Consider the following 20,052-nt stretch of genomic DNA (forward strand, 5'->3'; position numbering starts at 1 on the left):
CCACCTATATAGGTGGCTTTTTAGCTTTAAAGCTTGGTTAAGCGGTGATGGCAGGGTACCAGTTTGCCAGCGTCACCCCAAATAAGCCGATTAAAAATACGACAGATATTAACGCCATCAAAGATGCAGTAGCGAGAGTGATAGATGTATGGGGAGTTTGCTCTGCATAGCGGACAAGCTCAGCGATTAAAAGAGGAACTAAATAAGAGCAAAGGCTTACGGCAATCACTGCTGGCCCTGTGAAGGTCGCGGTATCAACGCCTAAGGTGCCAAATACTAAAAACCATGCAAATATCAGTAATCTAAAAAACAACACACCATTAGCTGCAAGGTATAAGCGTATCGCCCAAGTTTTATGCGCGTTGAAGTCACGAGCCCGCGCAGTTTTAACCGCGAATATACTTGATACAATAACCACAAAGCCGCCAAACATCGTCAGTGCATGCATCAAGGTATTACCAACGGTGCCCCTTACTATCATTAAGTACATGCCCGCAAATGAAATACAGCAAGCTAAAACAACAAAGACACGGCCATTGTAACGATGAAATGTTCTGTATTTTGCTCGCAATTTTTCAATGAGCTGTAAGCTTCCACCAAGGATCATCACGACTGCAAATAATACATGCACTGCATACATTAAATTCCCTGTGGCATCATTAGCAACATAGGCGGTGTTATTAAGTCGGTTCCAACCTGACAGACCTGTAGTTAACCCTGTCATTCCATAACCAAGAATGAGGTAAATCACAAAGCAAGTTTGCGCCATTAGCAGGCTAATAAACCAAAGTTTTTTACTGTATTCGAGCGCTTTAAAAGGTGTGAGTTTGCTATTTTTGTTAAACATCATCAATTCCATTACATTTTTCTAATGCCGCTAATATAAAGGGCTAGAGCAAGATTTCTTCTCAAATTCGAAATTTGATCAATGAAATATTGTGTTTATTTATGAGAACTCACACAGGGTTTGACACATTCACTAACAAACTCTTTTTGCTATGTTGATTTTGAAAAAGTAAGATTACCTGATTGGTAAATAATTCATCAAACACCCAATTTAAGGTATGCCGAGTTATGCAAAATACTTCCCCTTATTACGTGCTCGTTTTTGTCTGTATGGGGCTAATGCTGCTAAATGGCATGAAAAAGGATAAGCAGCTCATTCATTATCTGTTTGCTGTATTTTGTGGCTCGCTTTGCATGGTTGGTGTGCAAAAAATCAGTGCACCAAGTATAGGTGTTTACAGCTATTTAATTGGCTTATTTACCTGTGCTACCTGTAATATGTCTTGGCTGATTTCACGTACTTTATTTCGTGAGCACAAACCTATTTCTACCGTACATATTGCAGTGGCAGGCGCGATTGCGGGGTTAATTATGTTCAACCAAACTTGGCATTATTTAGTAAGTATTGATGTGCAGGTTTTCCCTGATAGCCAATTTATGTGGCGATTAAAGCAAGGTATGGCCGAAATAACAGTGCTGCTATCTTCAAGTATTCTGGTGCTGTCTTTTTGGGAAGCATTACGAGGTTACAAAGATAAAACCGACACACAAAAGTTGCAGGCAAAAATTTTTGCTAGTTGCTACTTTTTAGCGGTATTTAATGCCAGCATTTTGCCTAAGTTTTTATTTAGTGAAAGCGAATTTCAACGCTTTGAGCCGCTTATAATTACCTCATCTGCGTTATTGATTGTACTTGCGATGCAGTTAGTGATGTTTTTGCAAAAACGTGCTCATAGTAGCGTGCCTGAATCAGTTGATACTGAAGTAGTGAACTCTGAAGATGTAAGCACAGCTCACAAACAAACTGAGTTGTCTGAAAATAAAGAGGTAGAGCCTAAGATTATCACGGGTATAGAAGCACTGATCAACAAGCAGCTTTACTTACAAAGTAATTTAAAAATCTCTGATTTTGCACAAGTATTAGCAGTACCTGAGTACAAGATTAGCCGCGCTATTCGCCATCATTTTAAAGCCACTAATTTTAATTTATTTATAAATCAGTACCGAGTTCAGTATGCACAAACGCTATTACTAAAAGATGAAGCAAGTCATTGGAGTATTCTCAGTATTGCATTGGAAAGTGGTTTTTCTTCGCTTGCTACCTTTAACCGTGTTTTTAAAAGCATTGTCGGGGTAAACCCTAATGAGTTTCGTAAGCAGAACAACTCATTAGTTGAACAACAAATCGTGGAGCTTACTGATTAGCGTTCACAGTGGTTTTTGAGTTAAATGCTCTGCAATGACCTCAAACATAGTTTGTACTTCTATAGGCTTGGCTATATAACCTTGCATCCCTGACTCTTTGGCTTTGGTGAGGTCGGCTTCCATGGTGTTGGCGGTCATGGCAATAATAGGGATATGGGCAAACTTTGGCTGCTCTTTAATTTTATTCGCTGCGGTATAACCATCCATTCTTGGCATTTGGCAGTCCATCAAAATACAATCGAATGTGTCTTTTTCGACAGCTTCAATGGCCGCAATACCATCTTCGGCAATATCAACAATAAAGCCATTTGAGCGCAATATTTGTGATGCAATTTGTTGGTTAAGCGGATTGTCTTCAACTAATAAAATTCTTGAACCAGCGAATTTTTTAAAACAGCTGGTATCAATTTTGTTTGTTTTCTTTTTCTCAATACCTAAGACGTGATCCAGTGATTTACATAAGTTAGCTTTGATAATTGGTTTTAATAAAATTTCATCAATATTTTTATCAAGCTTAGTTAAGCTACTTTTTACTTTTTGATTTTCAAATGAGGCAAGAAAAATTATTTTCTTAATATTGATAGTAAGCTGTTTTTTTAGGTTATTGAGAAGGGGGCTGTGTTCATCATTAAAAATATGCCAATCAAGGAAAATAAAGTCATAGTCTTGGCAGGGATCTATGTTTAATAGTTTGTCATCATGATAAGAAATACTATCAACTTTTATGCCCAACTTTTCGAGTAATTTAAAAAGGTGCCTTTCTTTTACATGGTCTTGTTCAATTATTAGCGCACTTTTGTTTTTGTAATCGTTTGTATTATAGTTACTTTTTACAGCCGACTTACCAAAAGATGCGGTGAAGCTAAAGCAGCTGCCAGCATTTAGCTGGCTATCAACGTGAATATTGCCACCCATTAATTCAACTATTTTTTTACTGATCACTAAGCCAAGGCCTGTACCTCCAAATTTTCTTGTTGTTGAAATATCAGCTTGAGAAAATGGCTTAAATATCGTCTTGACCTGCTCCTCAGTCATACCAATCCCTTGATCAGTGACTTTAAATTCAATTTGAATATTCTCATCAGTTTGCGATACACATAAGAGTGTTAACTTAACATTTTTATTATTTGAAAATTTAATTGCATTACTAAGTAGGTTTAACAGTACCTGATTTAACCTTAACGTATCGCCAATGAGGTATTCGGGAATATTATCATCAATATCAAATATGACCTCAATGTTATGTTTTTCAATCAAGCTACTGGCTAAGTTAGCCAAAGTGGATAAAAGGTCATTAATATTGAAATCATTACTTTCTAATTCTAATTTATTCGCTTCGACTTTTGAAAAGTCTAAAATATCGTTAATGATCCCTAGTAAAGACTTAGCTGATAATTGAATTTTCTCAATGTAATCATATTGTTTGTCAGTTAACTCAGTATCTAAGGCAAGGTAAGCCATGCCTAATATAGCATTCATCGGAGTGCGAATTTCGTGGCTCATATTAGCTAGAAACATTGATTTTGCATTATTTGCAGTATCAGCAGCTATTTTGGCTTTGTTTAAGTCATCAGTGCGCTGGGCAACCTCTTGCTCTAGTGTTTCGGCTGCTTTTTTTAGAGTCATATTCGCTTCATATAACTCCATTGACTTCTGCTCAAGAAGCGCTTCAGCCTCTATTCTAGCTCGGCGCTCTCGCTCTAATCGACGTTTAAAAAGGTTCTCATCCACGCTAGATTACTTTTGTTAGGGTAAAAATGGCCGATTGATAATCAGGTTCAATCTCACTTTTAACGGTCAATGTTTCATTAAAATGTTCGCATGCTCCTTCGATTAACCCCTCAGCTAAACAAGCAAAAGGGTTATATGAGCGATAGAACATTTGCATTTGTGTATCACTAATACGTTGTGTCCAAAAGCTTGGCAGCTCTGCATCACTGTATAGCTTCTTGACTTCGATATGAACGTGACGGTCAATAGTATCAAGGAAGTCAAAGGTGTTACTGACGTTTTTGAAAAAATGTGGGAATAATACAAAGAAGCGACCTAACAGGTACTTACCATAGGCATGTACAAGCTCATCAACAGGCTTATCAATATGTTTACTTAGTGAAGTGACTAGCATGATCAATTCTTTATTATCATAGTTGCCCACACTCGTATAAGCACCATCAGTGAACAGTGAGTTTTCTGTGATTATTTTATCCACTAGTTCATATGAGAACTCATGTTCAACCATATCTATAAATTCAGTAAAAATAATACCTTTCATGCGTAAATCTAACGATTCCTCATAATAAGAGTTTAGATGTAAAAATTAGATTTACAATTTCATATGAGTAAGGGGCATCGTACTTTATCCTTTATTGACAGATTATTAGCTGACTAACAAGCAAACAGGCAAAAGGGGATTATACTGGTAGTACTTAAGTTGTTCTTTTGTGGTTGGTGCACTGCTTTATGGTTATAGGAACGAGACTGAAAAAACGTTTACTTCTTGCTTTTACCTTTGCTTGCTTTGCTATTTTAGGTGCGCAGACCATTATTAGGCATTTTTGGATTTTGCCCTCTTTCGAGGCAATGGCTAAGCAAAACGACAAAATTGATATTCAACGAGTTCAATCACAACTACAACAAGAAATAGATGCTTTATCGAAAATGGTGTTCGACAGCTCGGCTTGGGACGTCATGTATAATGCAGCCAAAGAGCGCAATGCAGACTGGTTCAACAATGATTATATTATTGCAGATGCGCTTCAACGATTAGACGTTAATGGTTGGTATTTGTACGATACTGAAGCTGTAATTATTGCAGGAGGAAGCTTTGACAATGAGTACCAAGCCTATTCTCCAGTCATTCTTGAGACACCAAAACTACTGATAGATAATGATTTGATTGTTTTACCGAGTGATTTGAATAGTCAATCAGAGCCATTAATTTCTAAAGTTCACTTTATACAAATTGATAACAAGCCTGCATTAACTGTGTCTTATAATGTTACTAAGTCAGATGGATTGGGCGAACCGACCGGCTCTTTAATGTTGTGGAGTTTTATTGATGAAGCATTTATTGAGACTTTAACGCCCGGGCTTGCCGAGGATATTGGCTATCACGAAGGTGAGGAAGCACAACGTTACTCTGATTATTTAACCACAGTTTTTGGCAAAAAAAATACAGATTTTCAGCCGATCACTTACAATGATCAACTCTATATTGGTGTTGAAGATAAATATTCTAACCTTCTGTTTGTATTATCAATTCCTACCAGAGAACATACCTATGATAAAAATTTATTTGATAGTTCTTTGCTAACCGGATTAATGATATCTGGTTCTGTGTTTATATTGTTTTATCTTTACATTAATCAACAAGTTTTACGCCCCCTTAGTAAAGTGAAAGTGTCGGTATATTCGGCAATCAGTAACAACGATTTTAGTATCCGTGCTAATTACCATGGTGACAATGAATTACACCAGTTAGGACAAGGTATTAATGAACTGTTCGCATTAATTGAAACACAGCGCGCTGAACTGTTTGCGCGCCATGCAAAACTTGAGCAAATCAGTAATACAGATGCAATGACTTTACTGGCAAATCGTCGAGCATTGGATAAGCATTTAGAAGATCTTGCTAATGATCCGCAATGTGAAGAGACCGCAGTATCATTTATCGTAGCTGATGTTGATCACTTCAAACTCTATAACGACTATTATGGCCATGAACAGGGTGATAGAGCGTTGTGTAAAGTGGCCAAAGTTTTAATGACTATAGCAGCGCCCGAGGATTATTTTGTAGCTCGATATGGCGGCGAAGAATTTGTAATGGTGCTTAGTAACACCGATGCAAAGAGAGCGCTTGGTGTTGCTGAGACACTTCGTAAAGCGGTAGAGTCAGCAGCTATTGTGCATGAAGGACGAAGTGACGTTAAGTTTGTTACTTTATCGATAGGTGTTGCCAGTAAGGCTGCTAATGAGGCGTTTGATTCAGATAGCTTGTTTAAAATAGCGGATGACGCGCTTTATAAAGCGAAAAAGCAAAGCCGCAACTGCTGTGTTGCAGGGTGAAGCTCAGCTATTGCTTTATAGCTGAGCTTCACGCTTTAAATTGCAACTAAGCTGTGCTCTAGCATGGCTTTAATTTGCTTAACAATTTTAGCTTCTGTTTCTGGTTCAAATTGTTGAATACGTGGGGTATGAATATGCCCTGTAGGAATGTCTGAATTAAGCTCATCACGAAGACGAATACTGCGGTACGAAATCTCATTAGATAAGTAGCCGCCACCGCCACCTTTAACCGCAATCGCACCTTCTAACTCTTTAAGTGATTTTGGCTCAAATGCTTTTTCTAGAGTCACAACTTTATTATTGTCGTTGATTGGGAATGGCCCTTTGGCTTGTTGCATTTGCTTAACTGGTAAGCTAAAAGTCACAAACTCATTACCCGGAAGAGGGCGATCATTCAGGCTTGAAATTTTTGGTGCAGTGGCTGTACCGCCATAAACAATATTGGCGTTATCGGGCGCCGTTACACTGCGGCGTTTACCAGGAAAGCGTTCAAGATCAAAGTCTTTGCTGCCCATACTGATAGTGGCAATCATATCAACATTATTAAGTGCGTAATACGGCGCAAGTAATGACTCGATGATACCTTGGTCAAAGTCTTCGTAGCGTACTGGTACCATCACAGTATTGATCTCAGCACTAATGCCATTGTAATTAATAACTTGGCCATCAAGTAATAATGCCGCAACACCGGATGGGTTACTTTGATTAATATTTCGATCAAGTAAGAATGGATCAAAACCGGTAATTAAAATGCGTTTGTCGGTGTTTTTACTGTAATCAAGGTCGGTGCGGCCACGGCTGCCATTTTCAAGCATTGTTAATAATGCGGTTTGTTCACTGTCGGTGATTGCAAACTGTGGTTTAGCACTGCGAATAATCTTGCTTGAAAGTAAACGCGCCCAATACAGTTCACGGTCGTCGAAGCTATTGGTTTTAATGATACGTGCTTTGGCATCGCGCCATAATTGTTTAGCGTAATCATCAATAAGATCACTTGCTTGCTGATAGCTGGCGGCAGCTTGCCACTGTTTTTCAAATTGATTCACTTGATCAGAAAAAGCACTCAACACCTTTGGCATGGCTTTGCTGGCTTTTTCAATACGCAGTTCTTCAACGGTTAAATTGGCTGCAAATGCAGTAAATGACGAGGCGATTAAGCTGGTGGCAAGTAAAACTTTTTTCATGATTATCCTATTTAGTTACAGCACGTTTAGTAGGCTTGCGTTAACTATCCTATGGATAAATGCCGAGCGCAAATAAAATCGCTCAACACAGAATTTGAAAAATAATGAATTAAAGGAGATAGCGCTTTTGATCAAAGTTATTTCTCAAAGGAAGGGCTTTTAATGTTCGATATTAAATAATTAATTATCGTTTTTCGGTAATTTTAGTTTGTTTTTTAACTTATCTAGTGCCATAGTAGTTTTTTTACTAGAAGGATCGTGAAAATGAAATTTGGTTCTATTGCGGTGGTTTCGCTGATTGTGCTGTTATTAACTGGTTGTACGACAATTAAGGTTGAGGAGTCTCACTTTTTATACCCTGATAAAAAAATAACGATGCAGGAAATACAAAGTGTTAATGCCACCGCCAAAACACTGGAGATAACTTTAACTACCGATGAGGGTACTCGACTTAAGGGTACCCTTATTAAAGTTGCAGATGCTCGTGCCACGGTAATTTACTTCGGTGGTAACCAGTTTCGCGTTAGTGCCGCAGGTGGGGAACCTGCCAAGCTACTTTTACCTTTTCAAGTTAATATTTTAATGATGGATCATCGTGGTTATGGGCTTAGTTCTGGAGTACCTAGCGTAGCTAATCTGCAAGCTGATGCATTACAGGTATTTGATTATGTAAAAAGCAGATCAGACCTAAATACTTTGCCTGTGGTGATCCATGGTCATTCTTTAGGAAGTATGATTGCCGGTTATCTTGCCAGTCAGCGTAACGTTGATGCTCTGGTACTTGAAGGGAGTGTGACAAATGTTGAACAGATGACAGCAGCACGAATTCCGTGGTTTGCTAAACCGTTTGTTAGTGTTGAGTTTAGTGAAGGGATTAAACAAGTCGATAATTTAAAAGCGTTACAAGTTTATCAAGCACCGCTATTAATAATTACCGGTGAAAAAGACACTCAAACTCCACCTGAGTTAGCTAAGTCACTATATCAACATGCAAAATCTCAGCAAAAGCAGATTTACATTGCAAAAGGGAAGCACCATTCTAATGCGTTAACAGGTAAGCAGTTAGCGACTCATTATGAGCAACTTCTAAAACAAATAACACTGAGTAAATCGTCATGAAAAAAATTGTTTGGATGAGTTCGTTTATCCTAAGCCTGCTATTTTTTACGCTTATTAGCTTGTTAGTAACAAGCATTATTGTGCTTTTCAGTGACAGTAATGTTTTAAGTTTTACACAAAGTAATGGTGCGCATATGTGGATTGGTCTTGAAGTCAGCGGCTCTTGGCAAGGAGTAGCACAAACATTAAATGAGCATGGTTTTGATAGTGTTTTATGGCTTGGTCTTGTGCAATTGCTACCGTTTATTCTGATCAACATAATTTTGATTCGGTTATTTTTGCTTTACCGACGTGGATCCTTCTTCGCTATTGAAAATATACAATGTTTTAAATGGTTAGGTGGCGTATTATTGGCGCAATTTGCACTAGTTGTGTGCTACCCGTCACTACTTATAACTCTTCTTAACTTGGCAACAGGATCAGATATCGGAAGGGTCGTGGCTATACAAGATACTGATATTATAGGCTTAGTGATGGGATTAATTATTTATGTTATTGGTTGGATCATGGGTCAAGCGCAGCAGCTACAAAAAGAGCAAGAGTTAGTGATTTAATGGCGATTATTATTGATTTAGATGTAGTGTTAGCTAAGCGAAAAATGAAGTCTGCAGAATTAGCTGAAGCGATAGGTATTACGCCACAAAACTTATCAGTTCTTAGAGCTGGACGAGCTAAAGCTGTGCGCTTTACGACCTTAGATGCAATTTGTAAGCACTTAGGTTGTCAGCCTGGTGATATTTTGCGTTTTGAGGATGACTAACGCAAAATGAGCTTTGTTTGTTTTGTTTGAGAGTCTTTCAGTAATCTGCGGTATTTTGCCGGGGTAATGTGCATTATGGCTTTAAATTCTTTGATTAAATGAGGCTGATCGGTAAAGCCACACTCAAGTGCAATATCTGCAAAGCTCATTTCGGGGTTATCTTTAATCGCTTGTTTAGCAAGTTTTACCCGGTATATTCGCTCAAAATACTTAGGGGTGACACCGCATTGATCCTTTACTTGCCTTTCAAGCTGGCGTTGACTGAGAGGGGCAAGTTGATAAGCGGTTTCAAGTGGTGTTAACTCAATAAGGTTACGGATTAAGTGTTTTGAGTGTTTGTTACTTCGGTTAATGTTTTTATTATTAGTAAAGTGGCGACTAATAAGCGCAACAAACGCTGCTAAGCTGGCGTTATCTTGCAGGCCTTCAGCTATGGCGCACAGTGAAGGCGTAGCAATCAGCGGATGGTCGTTTCTTTTTAGCTCTGGCAATACGGTTGGATTAAAGCGAATACCACAAAATTGAGCACCTTTAGAAAAGCTGAGCTTAGAAGCATGAGTTGAGGTTTGTTGAAATGCATAGGGATGCGCAAGAGATTCATCATCCAATAAAACTTCACCTGTAACGGGAAAAATAACCCCAGTTGCACCATCACAAGCCAGCCATTGTTCACCTGCTAAGTGTGCTTTGGCATACCATATAGCCTGTATACTCTCGGCAAGATTGCCCTCTGGGGTTTTTAGTTCTAGCGTTAAATGGTTATTCATTAAACTCCACAGTAGGCTTAAATATCTTCACTACACGATTCCAACTATTAATCGCGTTAATAGCGATGGTGAGTGCAACCAAGCCTGGCTCTGTAAATTGATTTTCTAGGGTCTGGTAGAAAGTATCATCAATGGTGTGTGCTTGTGTCAATTTTTCACACAATTCTAAGGCTAGTCGCTCGTGCTGTGAGTAAATTGGCATGTCTTGCCAAGCACTTAAAGCAATAATACGGTTGTTAGTTACACCGTACTCTCTGGCTTGTTTGGTATGCATAGCAATGCAATACGCGCATTGATTTAGCTGGGATACTCTTAATTTCACTAGCTCCCAAGTCGTTAAGCCGAAAGTTGCCTCGGCTGCTTGTTTAATTAACTGTTCTTGATCAATTAGATGTTTTGTTAATTGAGGTTGTAAAGCAAAATAATTGGCTCGGTTCATGGTGATTCCTAAGCTGTTTGAAGAGCAATAAGTGTAACGATGGCAATAGGCGAAATATTGCAAAAAAACGACATTTATGGTGGCAAATTTACGCACTGGTTCGCACCTTATTTTTAATCCTGCTATGCTACGCCCATTAGCAATCACTGAGTATTTGAGATGATTAACGATAACGATGTAATTGAAACATTAGACGAATTAGAAACGTTTTTACGCCTAGTTGAAAATGGCGGTTTAGGACTTGAGAATGTAACCGGTGTAGCCCTTGCAACCAACAATAGTGATGGCCGCCCATTTATCGCGGTACTTGATGATAAACATCAACTTTTACTTGGCCGTTACGTAAGCAATGATGTGTATGAAAACGGTAAAGATATGGTGCGTTACGGCACTAAAAAACCGCACTAATTAGCAAAGGCTTAATACTAAAAACGGGGCTAGTAGGCCCCATTTTTATTGGTACTCGGCAAGTTCTCTATGAATGCTCATTACCAATTCTCTAGGAATACATAATTGATTAGCCAGCGTATCTAAGTAGTGTTTAGAGATTGCTTGGCTTAAATCAATTGCGCTGGCACTGGCTGCATAGACTTCAATACCCATTTGTGCGTTTGGCACAGCGGCAACTAATTCTGATAGTTGCATTGGTTTTCTTAGCTCATCGAACAGCATGGCCTTTTCTTGCACAGACAATTGCATTGTTTCTACTTGTGCGAAAATTTTTTGTCTTTCCGTTTCATCAATGTGGCCATCAGCATAGGCGGCTGCAATCATAGCGCGCATGAGTAATAATTGCCCATCACTGTGATTATCGTCGATTGCATCAGTAAATGACTGCTCAGGCAGCGTAGCGGGGGTAAAATCAAAACCACGTGAACTCGTTTGCTGAACTGGAGCCGCTTTTTGTTCTGAGTATTGTTTATAGGCTTTCCAAGCAAGGCCACCAACAGCAGCAAGCGCACCATATTTTACGGCTTTTTTACTGCTCTTTTTAGTTTTTCCGCCCATTAAGCTCGTTAGTCCGCCGCTAGCAACACCTCCTAAAAAACCACTCAGCGCACCTGATTTATTTAAATTACCCACTAATTTTTGTAAGTCTTTCATTGTTCTCTCCTTGCATGTGTTTTCTCAGGTTAGGTGATTCGCGCCGAAAAGAAAATGTGAGAAGTGTTACAAAAAACAACAATGAATGAACCTACAGCTGATTTAACTGGGTTTTTAGTCTTAAAACGGAGTTAAATACAAACGTGTTAATTATGCTTTTCATTTTTTATTTTATGATAATCGTAAAATAAAGTTTGACAATCATAAATCCATTGCGTACTTTTTAGGCTATGAAAATACGAATCAACCTAGATATAGAATTGGCAAAGAACAAAATGCAGCTGAAGGAGCTATCTCAGCGCATTGGTATTTCTATGACCAATTTATCATTACTAAAAAACGGAAAAGTGAAAGCGATCCGCTTTAGTACCCTTGAAGCTATTTGTGAAGAGCTTAATTGCCAACCCGGCGATATTTTGGTGTACGAACGCGATAGCGAATAACTTTACAACGAAACAGGATTTTGGAGGGCGTATGCTCAACCGTGACTATTTACTACCCGGCATAGCAGCGGGGTTACTTGCCATAATTTTTCCTATGTACTGGATTTCAGTATTTGGCGAAACACTTGATGGCTTAGGCGAAGCGCTTAAGCTCGATTTGCAAAGCTTAAACTTTTCAGACCTTGTGTTTGTACTCATTGGTGCACTTGAAATCTATGTGTACCTGAGTTTACGCAAGGCACTAAAAGATATGTTTGATGTTGAAGGCGTTCGCATCTTGTTATGTGTGTTAGCCGTGCTGGTATTGGCTTTTCATGCCACTGTGTTATGCGATGTTTATCTTGCCGTTGCTGGCGAAAAAGCATCGAGCGATGTGGTTGAAAGTATTTCAATTATTGCCATGGTGGTCTCGGCTGGGAGTTTAGGCTTGTATGCGCTAGTGGGGTTGATCACCGCTGCGTTATTACTAACAAAACGCCATGGAATGTCGTCGTTGCTAACGGTGTTTTCTATTCTACTGTTACTGATGTGTATCTTACAGCTAACGGTTATTTTTGCTTATTTGAATGTGTTCTTATTCCCAGCAGCATTATTAATTTTAATGGTGTTCTTTATCAGAAAACCTGAACAAATCGAAGTAGTTTAAGGTCGCTTTGTAATACAAGGTATAGAGTATGAGCTGGTTTAAAACAATTTTGTTAACACTGTTTTTGTCATCTGTTTGGGCTGCAATCTGTGTGTATGGTGGTGTTAGTGGTTGGTTTTTAAAACCCATCGCCGAAACGGGCAACACTGAGCAATTTATTGCCAACAGTCAGGCGCTGATTGCCAACAAACACGCAAACATAGCTTATGTTTTGATTGAAAATGGCCAAGTGGTTTTTCAAGATTACTCTAAAAGCAAAGATGAAATAACCGCCAATACTCTGTTCCCAGTGGCATCACTCAGTAAATTTATTACTGCCTATGGCGTGATGAGTCTGGCAGAGCAGCAGCAAATCCGTTTAGATCACGCGATTAATGAGCAACTGACGGGTTGGCAGTTACCTGAATCAGAGTTTGATAATCAACCAGTTAGCATTGCACATCTGTTATCGCATACTGCGGGACTTGGTGATGGTTTAGGCTTTGCTGATATTGAGCTAAATGAAACCGTACCAAGCTTGCTTGAGTCGCTAAACAAGCCGCTATCATCAACGGGTGTGCGTGAAATTAAAGTCACCAAGCCTGTGGGCGATTTTCAGTATTCTGGGGGCGGCTATTTGATGCTAGAGCTGCTGGTAGAAGAGAAAACCAATCAACGCTTTGCAACTTGGATGAATGATAACGTCTTTAAGTCAGTTAACATGACTGATGCCAGTTACGATGTACTTAGCGAGTTAGATAGCATCGCACCTGCTTATGATAATAGCGGGCAAGCTGCTGGGCATTTTCAATACGCATCGGCAGCGGCAACAGGTTTACTGGCAAGTAGCCATGATTTAATCGCTTTAGTTAACGCATTAACATCACCTCAAAAAGGACAGTTAAGCTCACAAATGATTAGCACTATGCGAGCGCCTTTGGCTATTAGCTTAGGCGCACCAATTTGGGGGCTTGGTACCATGCTTTATGCACCAACAGCATCGGGAGATTTTGTGTTTGGTCATGATGGCGCGAATGAGCCAGCAATAAATAGCACACTTCGCATCAACCCAGATAACAATGATGCAATCATCGTACTTAGCAGCGGTGGTGAACATATTGCATCAAAACTCGGGTATGAATGGACGCTTTGGCAAACCGGTTACCCCGACTTTTTAGCGTTTGATGTTGCCCTGCAAAGCGCTTTTGTACCTTGCTTAATAGGCCTTGTCATCATCTTCATAGGTATGATTATTGTGCGTTTCAAAAAAGCGAAATAAGTAAATGATGTAAGGTCTTAATTATTTTCTACTTTACCTTTTAATTCGTTGCATTGTCATTGTTCATTAACGTGAACAGCTATAGTATTTGTTTTAAATTGATTTATCAGGGTAGGGCAAATGTTACGTTTTTTTTCTATAGACCAAGGTGTGATCACAGAAACTGAGCCAGCTGCAGATACGCCTCTTGTTACTTCTATTAAAAATGCCCACTGGATTGACACCATAAATCCGACTGAAGAAGAGCGACAAGCGCTGGCAAGCACGCTTAATATCACCTTACCCGGTGCTGATGATGTTGAAGAAATCGAGGCATCTTCCCGTTGTTTTATCGACCACGAAGGCCTACATGTGCATGCGCTTTTTATGTCACCAAATGAAGGGCGCTTTAATACGGTGACCGTGGCTTGTTTGTTAAAAGACAACTGTTTGCTGACAATCCGCGATGATGAATTAGCCGATTTTCGTTTATTACGACTTCGCGCTCGTAAAGGGCAAGTGGCGTGTGATAATCCCAAGCAACTTTTAGTGACTCTGTTTGACCAAAAAGTCGAAAACCACGCTGATATGCTTGAAGATATGCATCACCAGTTAGAAAAACTCAGTGCCTATGTACTTGAAGAGGACGACTCAGATTTAGAAGAAGCCGTCAGCCGGATCTCGCGCCTTGAAGATAACAACGGTAAGGTGCGATTATGTTTGATGGATACGCGCCGAAATATTTCGTTTTTACTGCGTCATTTAGGTGCACCAACTGAAGACCGCGAGTCACTACGTGAAATTGTACTCGATATTGATACCCTAATGTCTCACTGTACATTTTTGTTTGATAAGGTGAATTTCTTAATGGACTCGACTCAGGGTTTTATTAATATCGAACAAAACCAAATTATTAAAACCTTCTCAATTGCCTCTGTGGTGTTTTTACCTCCGACCGTCGTTGCCAGTATTTATGGCATGAATTTTAATAGCATGCCTGAGCTGCAATGGGCATGGGGTTACCCGTTTGCGATTGGCATCATGTTGTTGTCTGGCTTTGCACCTTATTTGTTCTTTAAACATAAAGGTTGGCTGTAGCAAAGCATAAAAAAGCCCAGCAAATGCTGGGCAAGGGGTCTTCGGATAGACTTTGCGGTTTTAGCCTTTCAATTCGCCAGTAGACGATTCGATATGCGCACGAACAAACCATTGGAATTGTTCTAGATCAGCCAGTTGACCGGTGATCATATCTTCAGAAACTGGGTCTAACTCAGCAAGCTTTTCGATAGCTGCACGGTGATCTTTATTAACGCCGTTATACACTTTATCAAGCGCTGTTAGATGGTCAGTGACTAAACCTTTACCAATTGAGTAGTCTTGCCAAGTACGACGATCTACAATTGATTGCGGTGTGCCAACAGGTACGCCGCCCATGGTTGCAATTCGCTCTGCAATCGTATCAGTCATCTCTTGCACTGCGCTTACTTGTGGGTCTAGCATTTCGTGTACACCAATGAAGTTAGGACCAACAACATTCCAGTGAATGTGTTTTAAAGTGAGGTGTAAATCGATTAAAGCGACCATACGCTGGTCTAAAATTGCAATCGTGTCAGCTGCAGCTTGGTCTTTAACACCGGGTGCTGTAAATTCTGCGATTTTTGATGATGAATTACTCATTACTCCTCCGAGATTATCTATAAATTTCCTTTCGCTTTTAGTTTAAAAGCGCGCTTGATTAGGTAGAAGCAAACGTTGTGCCTAAAATGGAATTTTGTTAACTAGTTGAATTTATAGGGTTAATTTTATTTTGTTTTGAGGTGGAGTGGTTGTGATGAGGTATGAGTATGAAAACTCTGCACACCTTCTGTAAAAAATTCAGTGTGCAGATACAAATTTACGACTTAAGAAAGTAATGCCGCCGCTAAACGAACAAAGTCAGATGAGGTTAGAATTCCCACTAAGTTGTTATCTTTATCAACCACAGGCATGCAGCCATGACGATTTTCAACAAAAAACTTAGCAACTTCGTGTAGCGGCTGCTCTGGCGAGATACTGGTAAAATCAGTGGCCATAATATCAACCACTTTAGTTTGCTTTTCTTTGCGTTCAAGGGCGCTGGCGCTGTAATTCGCCATGATATTCATTACCTGAGCAATCATGATTTTTTGCGTTAACATGCCAACTAAACCACCGTGCTCATTGATCACTGGAATATGGCGGACATTTTTCTCTTTCATTAGATTATGCGCGTCATGCAGGGTATTTTGCGCGCTAATGGCGAATGGGTCTGGCGTCATCAAATCACTAACTAGGTGTGTCATGGCTAAATCCTTACAATTAATCAAGCTGTGGTAAGTCTAGCGCTTATCGACTTATTTGCACTTTAGTGAGATCAAAGTTTTAGTGATTAACTGTGCATGTACCTGCATTACTTTGCTGACAATAATGAAAGTCTAGGTAATAGTGAGACTTGGCTGGTCGCTCACCTTTTGTTAGGTATTGATACATCAATTCGGCAGACAGGCGTCCCATTTCAAATGGATTTTGACCAATATTAGCCGATGATAATCCTTGTTTTAATACTTCTAATTGCATTTGTTCTGTATCGGCAGAAACAATGACCACCTCTTTACTGGCAATACGTTGTTTCTGTTTAGCAATCACTTTTGCGTAGTTAGGATTAAATTGGGCAAAACCTGCTACAGCTAAAAATAGTGGTGGGTTTTCAATATTAAGTAGTTTGTCGAGCTGACCCAGTGATACTTCACGTTTTCCTAAACTATATAAAGGGCAGCGGTCAAATTCACTCCAGCCATTTTCACCAGTTAAGCGTTTATCTTTTTGCCCTGATAACGCATAACGAACACCTTCAATGCGTTTGTTTAAATTAGGTGTTGTGGAATGTCCGGATTGAATACAGACTTGGTTAACTTCTTTGTCAGTGAATTTTTTTAGTTCGTTCCCCAAGGCCACACCATAATCAAAATTATTAGTACCCACATAGGCTAAACGATACTGCTGATCATCTTCGAGCAAATCAGAGTCAAAGGTAATTACAGGAATATTATTGTCTTTAAGCTTTTTTAAAGCGCGTTCAACAAGGTAATTAGAGTCTGTAGTAGCGATTAATAAACCACTAATGTTGTTTCTGCGCACGAGGTCGGTGATCACTAATACTTGTGTGCGAATATCTTGAAAGTCTTTAGGGCCATCGTAAATACATTCAAAATCGAGATGCTGTTTTGCAAATTGCTCACACCCTTTAAAGGCTTGCTGATAGAAGCTATCGTTTTTGGTTTTACCCACAACAGCCACCACATATTTAGCCTGAATTGGCAGGGCAAAAAGCCAAAAACTGGCGCACAAAAACACCCAGTTTAATTTGAAATTTAATAATACTTTTAAAGACATAGCACTACATATTGCAATTTAAGTATAAGCACGCACTAATTATAGTGGTAGAGTTTGAATTTACAAGATTAATACAAAAGCATTTACCAATTTGGTCTATTTGGTTCTTTGTTCTGGTTTTGGGTGTTGATTTCGACTCGATTACGGCCATTATTTTTCGCTTCATAAACCGCTTTGTCTGCGCGATTCACTAAGCTTTCAAAGCTGTCATTTACTTGCCAGTTAGTTAATCCAAAACTAGCGGTAACCGATATACGATGCTTTTGAAAAGCTATTTGACTGGCTTCAATGGTTTTACGAAGGCTGTCTAAAAATTGTCTCGCTGAGCTGATGTCGGCTGCAAAGAATAGCAGTAAGAATTCTTCACCACCAAGGCGGCAACATAAGTCTTCTTTTTTTAAATGGTGTTTCATTAAATCAGAGAACACTTCGAGTACTAGATCACCGCCATCGTGACCGTATCTATCATTAATTTGCTTGAAGTAATCAATATCAACAACGCAGGCATAAAGGCTAGAAGTTTGGTTCGGGCTGAATAATTGCTGTTGTTCGATAATAAATTGCAGTCCGCGGCGGTTATAAAGTCCGGTAAGCGGATCCTTTAAAGACAGCTCCAAATAACGTTTCTTTTCGTCAACTAATAGTGTCGTGATGAGTCCAAGACCTGTCATAACAAATACGGTTGCATGGGCAATTACAGTAAGTGAATAAAGGGTTGCTAAGTTGTGCTCATGGGTAATGATACTCAGTTGTGAAATGGGCACTAACAGTAAGATACATTGCGCCATCGACAACACAGTATTGCCTATATTTTTCTCACATACAGCACGCTTTGTTGTGTAGTAAATCAGTGCAGGTAGCACGCTTAACGTATAACAAGCTTCGACTAAGGCCAGTTGGTTAATATTTTGAGTAAGGATGGCAAATACAGAAAAAATAGCCCCATGAGCAATAATTATCTTATTAAATCGACAGGGTTCGTCGTGATTATAAATAGATAATTGCAGCAATGTCATGGAGATCATATAAATCACCACACCAGAGCGAAAGCTCGGCGCAAGGTTGAATAGATCTTGGATCCAAAGCCATGCAAAGCCAATTACACCAAGGTAAAAGAATAGATTAAATAGGTAAATTGAGCGGTTATTAAAACTACTGCGCATCAGGCGCGTAGCTATAATGGAGCAGGTTACTACCGTAATAAGTAAGAAGACGAAAAAGCCGTGGTAAAAGTAATTCTCTACGTTACTAGCCATGAATCGCACTGAAAAGATCTAGATAAATAAATCTTAGCACAGGGTAAATTTCTCATCTTAAAATCTTAAAATACGACTGCCAAAGGCTATGTACGTAATACTTCCTAGCAAATCTTGCTCATTTAAAACAAACTAAACATCACTGAAGCGATTAATAGTATTGCCATTAAGTAGTTAAATGCTTTTAAGCGCTTTGGGCTGGCAAGCCAGTGTTGAAGCTTTTCGCCAAGTAGAGTCCACGAGCTGACGCATGGCAGGTTAATTAAACCAAATACGAGGCTTACTACTAACACAGAGGTGAGGTTTTTGTCTGGGGCATACAAGCTTACTGCGCTTAATGCCATTGCCCATGCTTTTGGGTTCACCCATTGAAAAAGTGCAGCCTGAATAAAGGTAAACGGCTTACTTTCACTATTGGCTTTTTGTTGAGCGCTACTTGTGGCAATTTTAAACGCCAGATAGAGTAAGTAAGCAATACAAAACACTTTTAATATCAAGTAGCTTGGTGGAAATAAATCAAATAGTTGCATGATGCCAAGGCCCACTAGAACCAGCATCAACATAAAGCCAAGCGTCACGCCAAGTAAGTGTGGTGTGGTTCTTTTAAAGCCAAAGTTGGCACCTGAGCTCATCAACATTAAGTTATTCGGTCCAGGAGTAATTGATGACACCAAGGCAAATAACGCCAGGGCTGTTAAAATTTCAAAACTCATTGCTATCTCTCCACTTTAATTTTATGCAATTATAAGTTGAATTAAGCGCAATTTTTGCGCTTAATGTTGTTATATGTATTCAGAGTTCACAACATAAAATGAAAAAAGATAAAATTAACGACAGAATATTGCATGAGCTTAAACGCAATGGTCGAATTGCCAATGCGGAGCTGGCAGATAAAGTGGGTTTATCGCCATCGGCATGCCTTCGTAGAGTGCAAGAATTAGAAAAACTTGGGGTTATTGCGGGGTATCGGGCGGTTATTGATAATCAGGCTGTGGGTCTAGGATTTATCGCTTATGTTGGGGTTGGTTTAAATGAGCACTCAACGGTATCTCAGCGAGCATTCGAGCAAGCCCTTGAGTTTATTGATGAAGTAAAAGAGTGCCACAATGTAACTGGCTCGTTTGAATATTTGCTGAGAGTCGAGACGGCAGATCTTAAGTCTTATAAAGCGTTTCATGCTGATGTGATCGGCTCTATCCCACAAGTACGCACCATTACAACTCATGTAGTAATGGAATCACCCAAAGATGAACGTGCATAACGACAGAGTTTAAGCTTTTTAGTTGTTATTACTGATTTATAAAAACACATAGGCAGCAATAAGCAGATACATAGCCATGTCTCAGTTACTGAATTTGCATCAAAACGTTAGCCGTCATTGGGACTACCATGTCGCCATCTTCAACTTTT

Annotated in this window: 23 protein-coding genes; 11 read left to right on the forward strand and 12 right to left on the reverse strand. The window is 39.4% G+C overall.

Annotation, left to right across the window (positions count from 1 at the left end; genetic code table 11):
* Positions 1–37: 37 nt before the first annotated feature.
* Positions 38–850, reverse strand: a complete 813-nt coding sequence (locus L1264_RS03925) for a DUF2306 domain-containing protein (RefSeq protein ID WP_235403665.1) — start codon at positions 848–850, stop codon at positions 38–40.
* Positions 851–1,074: 224 nt separating this feature from the next.
* On the opposite strand from L1264_RS03925, the gene L1264_RS03930 reads away from it, so the two are divergent.
* Complete coding sequence (locus L1264_RS03930) at positions 1,075–2,211, forward strand: helix-turn-helix domain-containing protein (RefSeq protein WP_235403666.1); 1,137 nt, start codon at positions 1,075–1,077, stop codon at positions 2,209–2,211.
* A gap of 3 nt (positions 2,212–2,214) precedes the next feature.
* On the opposite strand, the gene L1264_RS03935 is transcribed toward L1264_RS03930, so the two are convergent.
* Together L1264_RS03935 and L1264_RS03940 are read right to left on the reverse strand one after the other, a co-directional pair.
* Complete coding sequence (locus tag L1264_RS03935; RefSeq protein WP_199526784.1) at positions 2,215–3,942, reverse strand: response regulator; 1,728 nt, start codon at positions 3,940–3,942, stop codon at positions 2,215–2,217.
* A gap of 1 nt (position 3,943) precedes the next feature.
* Positions 3,944–4,483: a heme NO-binding domain-containing protein gene (locus tag L1264_RS03940; protein WP_199526785.1), complete on the reverse strand. Its 540-nt coding sequence runs from the start codon at positions 4,481–4,483 to the stop codon at positions 3,944–3,946.
* A gap of 188 nt (positions 4,484–4,671) precedes the next feature.
* Between L1264_RS03940 and L1264_RS03945 the strand changes: the two genes are divergently transcribed.
* The gene (locus L1264_RS03945) at positions 4,672–6,276 is read left to right on the forward strand and encodes a sensor domain-containing diguanylate cyclase (RefSeq protein ID WP_199526786.1); all 1,605 of its coding nucleotides are present in this window, start codon (positions 4,672–4,674) and stop codon (positions 6,274–6,276) included.
* 35 nt (positions 6,277–6,311) lie between these two features.
* Here the strand turns inward: L1264_RS03945 and L1264_RS03950 are convergent, their stop codons facing one another.
* The gene (locus tag L1264_RS03950) at positions 6,312–7,460 is read right to left on the reverse strand and encodes a hypothetical protein (RefSeq protein WP_199526787.1); all 1,149 of its coding nucleotides are present in this window, start codon (positions 7,458–7,460) and stop codon (positions 6,312–6,314) included.
* Positions 7,461–7,724: 264 nt separating this feature from the next.
* On the opposite strand from L1264_RS03950, the gene L1264_RS03955 reads away from it, so the two are divergent.
* From L1264_RS03955 to L1264_RS03965, 3 genes are read left to right on the forward strand one after another with little or no spacing between them, the layout of a single operon-like run.
* Positions 7,725–8,579: an alpha/beta hydrolase gene (locus L1264_RS03955; protein WP_206769133.1), complete on the forward strand. Its 855-nt coding sequence runs from the start codon at positions 7,725–7,727 to the stop codon at positions 8,577–8,579.
* The gene (locus L1264_RS03960) at positions 8,576–9,133 is read left to right on the forward strand and encodes a DUF2975 domain-containing protein (protein ID WP_062565018.1); all 558 of its coding nucleotides are present in this window, start codon (positions 8,576–8,578) and stop codon (positions 9,131–9,133) included. The genes L1264_RS03955 and L1264_RS03960 overlap by 4 nt, the downstream gene beginning before the upstream one ends.
* Positions 9,133–9,339, forward strand: coding sequence for a helix-turn-helix domain-containing protein (locus L1264_RS03965; RefSeq protein ID WP_054560721.1), 207 nt, complete (start codon positions 9,133–9,135; stop codon positions 9,337–9,339). Before L1264_RS03960 ends, L1264_RS03965 begins: the two co-directional genes overlap by 1 nt.
* Here L1264_RS03965 and L1264_RS03970 read toward each other — a convergent pair.
* Together L1264_RS03970 and L1264_RS03975 are read right to left on the reverse strand one after the other, a co-directional pair.
* Positions 9,336–10,106: an AraC family transcriptional regulator gene (locus L1264_RS03970; protein WP_199526789.1), complete on the reverse strand. Its 771-nt coding sequence runs from the start codon at positions 10,104–10,106 to the stop codon at positions 9,336–9,338. The two genes, L1264_RS03965 and L1264_RS03970, sit on opposite strands and share 4 nt — an antisense overlap.
* Positions 10,099–10,545: a carboxymuconolactone decarboxylase family protein gene (locus L1264_RS03975; RefSeq protein WP_138556619.1), complete on the reverse strand. Its 447-nt coding sequence runs from the start codon at positions 10,543–10,545 to the stop codon at positions 10,099–10,101. The genes L1264_RS03970 and L1264_RS03975 overlap by 8 nt, the downstream gene beginning before the upstream one ends.
* Before the next feature lie 159 nt (positions 10,546–10,704).
* Here L1264_RS03975 and L1264_RS03980 point away from each other — a divergent pair, with 159 nt between their 5' ends.
* Positions 10,705–10,953: a hypothetical protein gene (locus tag L1264_RS03980; protein ID WP_135925759.1), complete on the forward strand. Its 249-nt coding sequence runs from the start codon at positions 10,705–10,707 to the stop codon at positions 10,951–10,953.
* Between the two features lie 45 nt (positions 10,954–10,998).
* Here L1264_RS03980 and L1264_RS03985 read toward each other — a convergent pair whose 3' ends face one another.
* A complete protein-coding gene (locus L1264_RS03985; protein WP_199526790.1) occupies positions 10,999–11,649 on the reverse strand; it encodes a tellurite resistance TerB family protein in 651 nt (216 codons plus the stop codon).
* 230 nt (positions 11,650–11,879) lie between these two features.
* Here L1264_RS03985 and L1264_RS03990 point away from each other — a divergent pair, with 230 nt between their 5' ends.
* The 4 genes from L1264_RS03990 (at position 11,880) to corA (ending at position 15,073) form a co-directional block, all read left to right on the forward strand.
* Positions 11,880–12,092 carry a helix-turn-helix domain-containing protein gene (locus L1264_RS03990; RefSeq protein WP_130050899.1) on the forward strand — a complete coding sequence of 71 codons (213 nt, stop codon included), beginning with the start codon at positions 11,880–11,882 and terminating at the stop codon, positions 12,090–12,092.
* Between the two features lie 31 nt (positions 12,093–12,123).
* On the forward strand, positions 12,124–12,738 hold the full coding sequence (locus L1264_RS03995) for a hypothetical protein (RefSeq protein WP_199526791.1): 615 nt from the start codon (positions 12,124–12,126) through the stop codon (positions 12,736–12,738).
* A gap of 28 nt (positions 12,739–12,766) precedes the next feature.
* Complete coding sequence (locus L1264_RS04000; protein WP_199526792.1) at positions 12,767–13,996, forward strand: serine hydrolase domain-containing protein; 1,230 nt, start codon at positions 12,767–12,769, stop codon at positions 13,994–13,996.
* Between the two features lie 120 nt (positions 13,997–14,116).
* Positions 14,117–15,073: a magnesium/cobalt transporter CorA gene (gene corA / locus L1264_RS04005; protein ID WP_135925755.1), complete on the forward strand. Its 957-nt coding sequence runs from the start codon at positions 14,117–14,119 to the stop codon at positions 15,071–15,073.
* A gap of 60 nt (positions 15,074–15,133) precedes the next feature.
* Here the strand turns inward: corA and dps are convergent, their stop codons facing one another.
* From dps to L1264_RS04030, 5 genes are all read right to left on the reverse strand, one after another.
* Positions 15,134–15,652, reverse strand: coding sequence for a DNA starvation/stationary phase protection protein Dps (gene dps, locus L1264_RS04010; RefSeq protein ID WP_135925754.1), 519 nt, complete (start codon positions 15,650–15,652; stop codon positions 15,134–15,136).
* Between the two features lie 224 nt (positions 15,653–15,876).
* Positions 15,877–16,296: a CBS domain-containing protein gene (locus tag L1264_RS04015; RefSeq protein ID WP_054551886.1), complete on the reverse strand. Its 420-nt coding sequence runs from the start codon at positions 16,294–16,296 to the stop codon at positions 15,877–15,879.
* A gap of 79 nt (positions 16,297–16,375) precedes the next feature.
* The gene (locus tag L1264_RS04020) at positions 16,376–17,386 is read right to left on the reverse strand and encodes a substrate-binding domain-containing protein (protein WP_199526793.1); all 1,011 of its coding nucleotides are present in this window, start codon (positions 17,384–17,386) and stop codon (positions 16,376–16,378) included.
* Positions 17,387–17,469: 83 nt separating this feature from the next.
* Entirely contained in the window at positions 17,470–18,642 is a 1,173-nt protein-coding gene (locus L1264_RS04025) for a GGDEF domain-containing protein (RefSeq protein WP_235403667.1), read from the reverse strand.
* Positions 18,643–18,764: 122 nt separating this feature from the next.
* Entirely contained in the window at positions 18,765–19,355 is a 591-nt protein-coding gene (locus L1264_RS04030) for a LysE family translocator (RefSeq protein WP_199526795.1), read from the reverse strand.
* Positions 19,356–19,453: 98 nt separating this feature from the next.
* Here L1264_RS04030 and L1264_RS04035 point away from each other — a divergent pair, with 98 nt between their 5' ends.
* Entirely contained in the window at positions 19,454–19,903 is a 450-nt protein-coding gene (locus L1264_RS04035) for an Lrp/AsnC family transcriptional regulator (RefSeq protein WP_199526796.1), read from the forward strand.
* The last annotated feature ends 149 nt before the right edge of the window (positions 19,904–20,052 follow it).

Origin of the sequence: Pseudoalteromonas sp. APAL1 (assembly GCF_021532475.1) — a bacterium.
Lineage (GTDB): Bacteria > Pseudomonadota > Gammaproteobacteria > Enterobacterales > Alteromonadaceae > Pseudoalteromonas > Pseudoalteromonas lipolytica_C.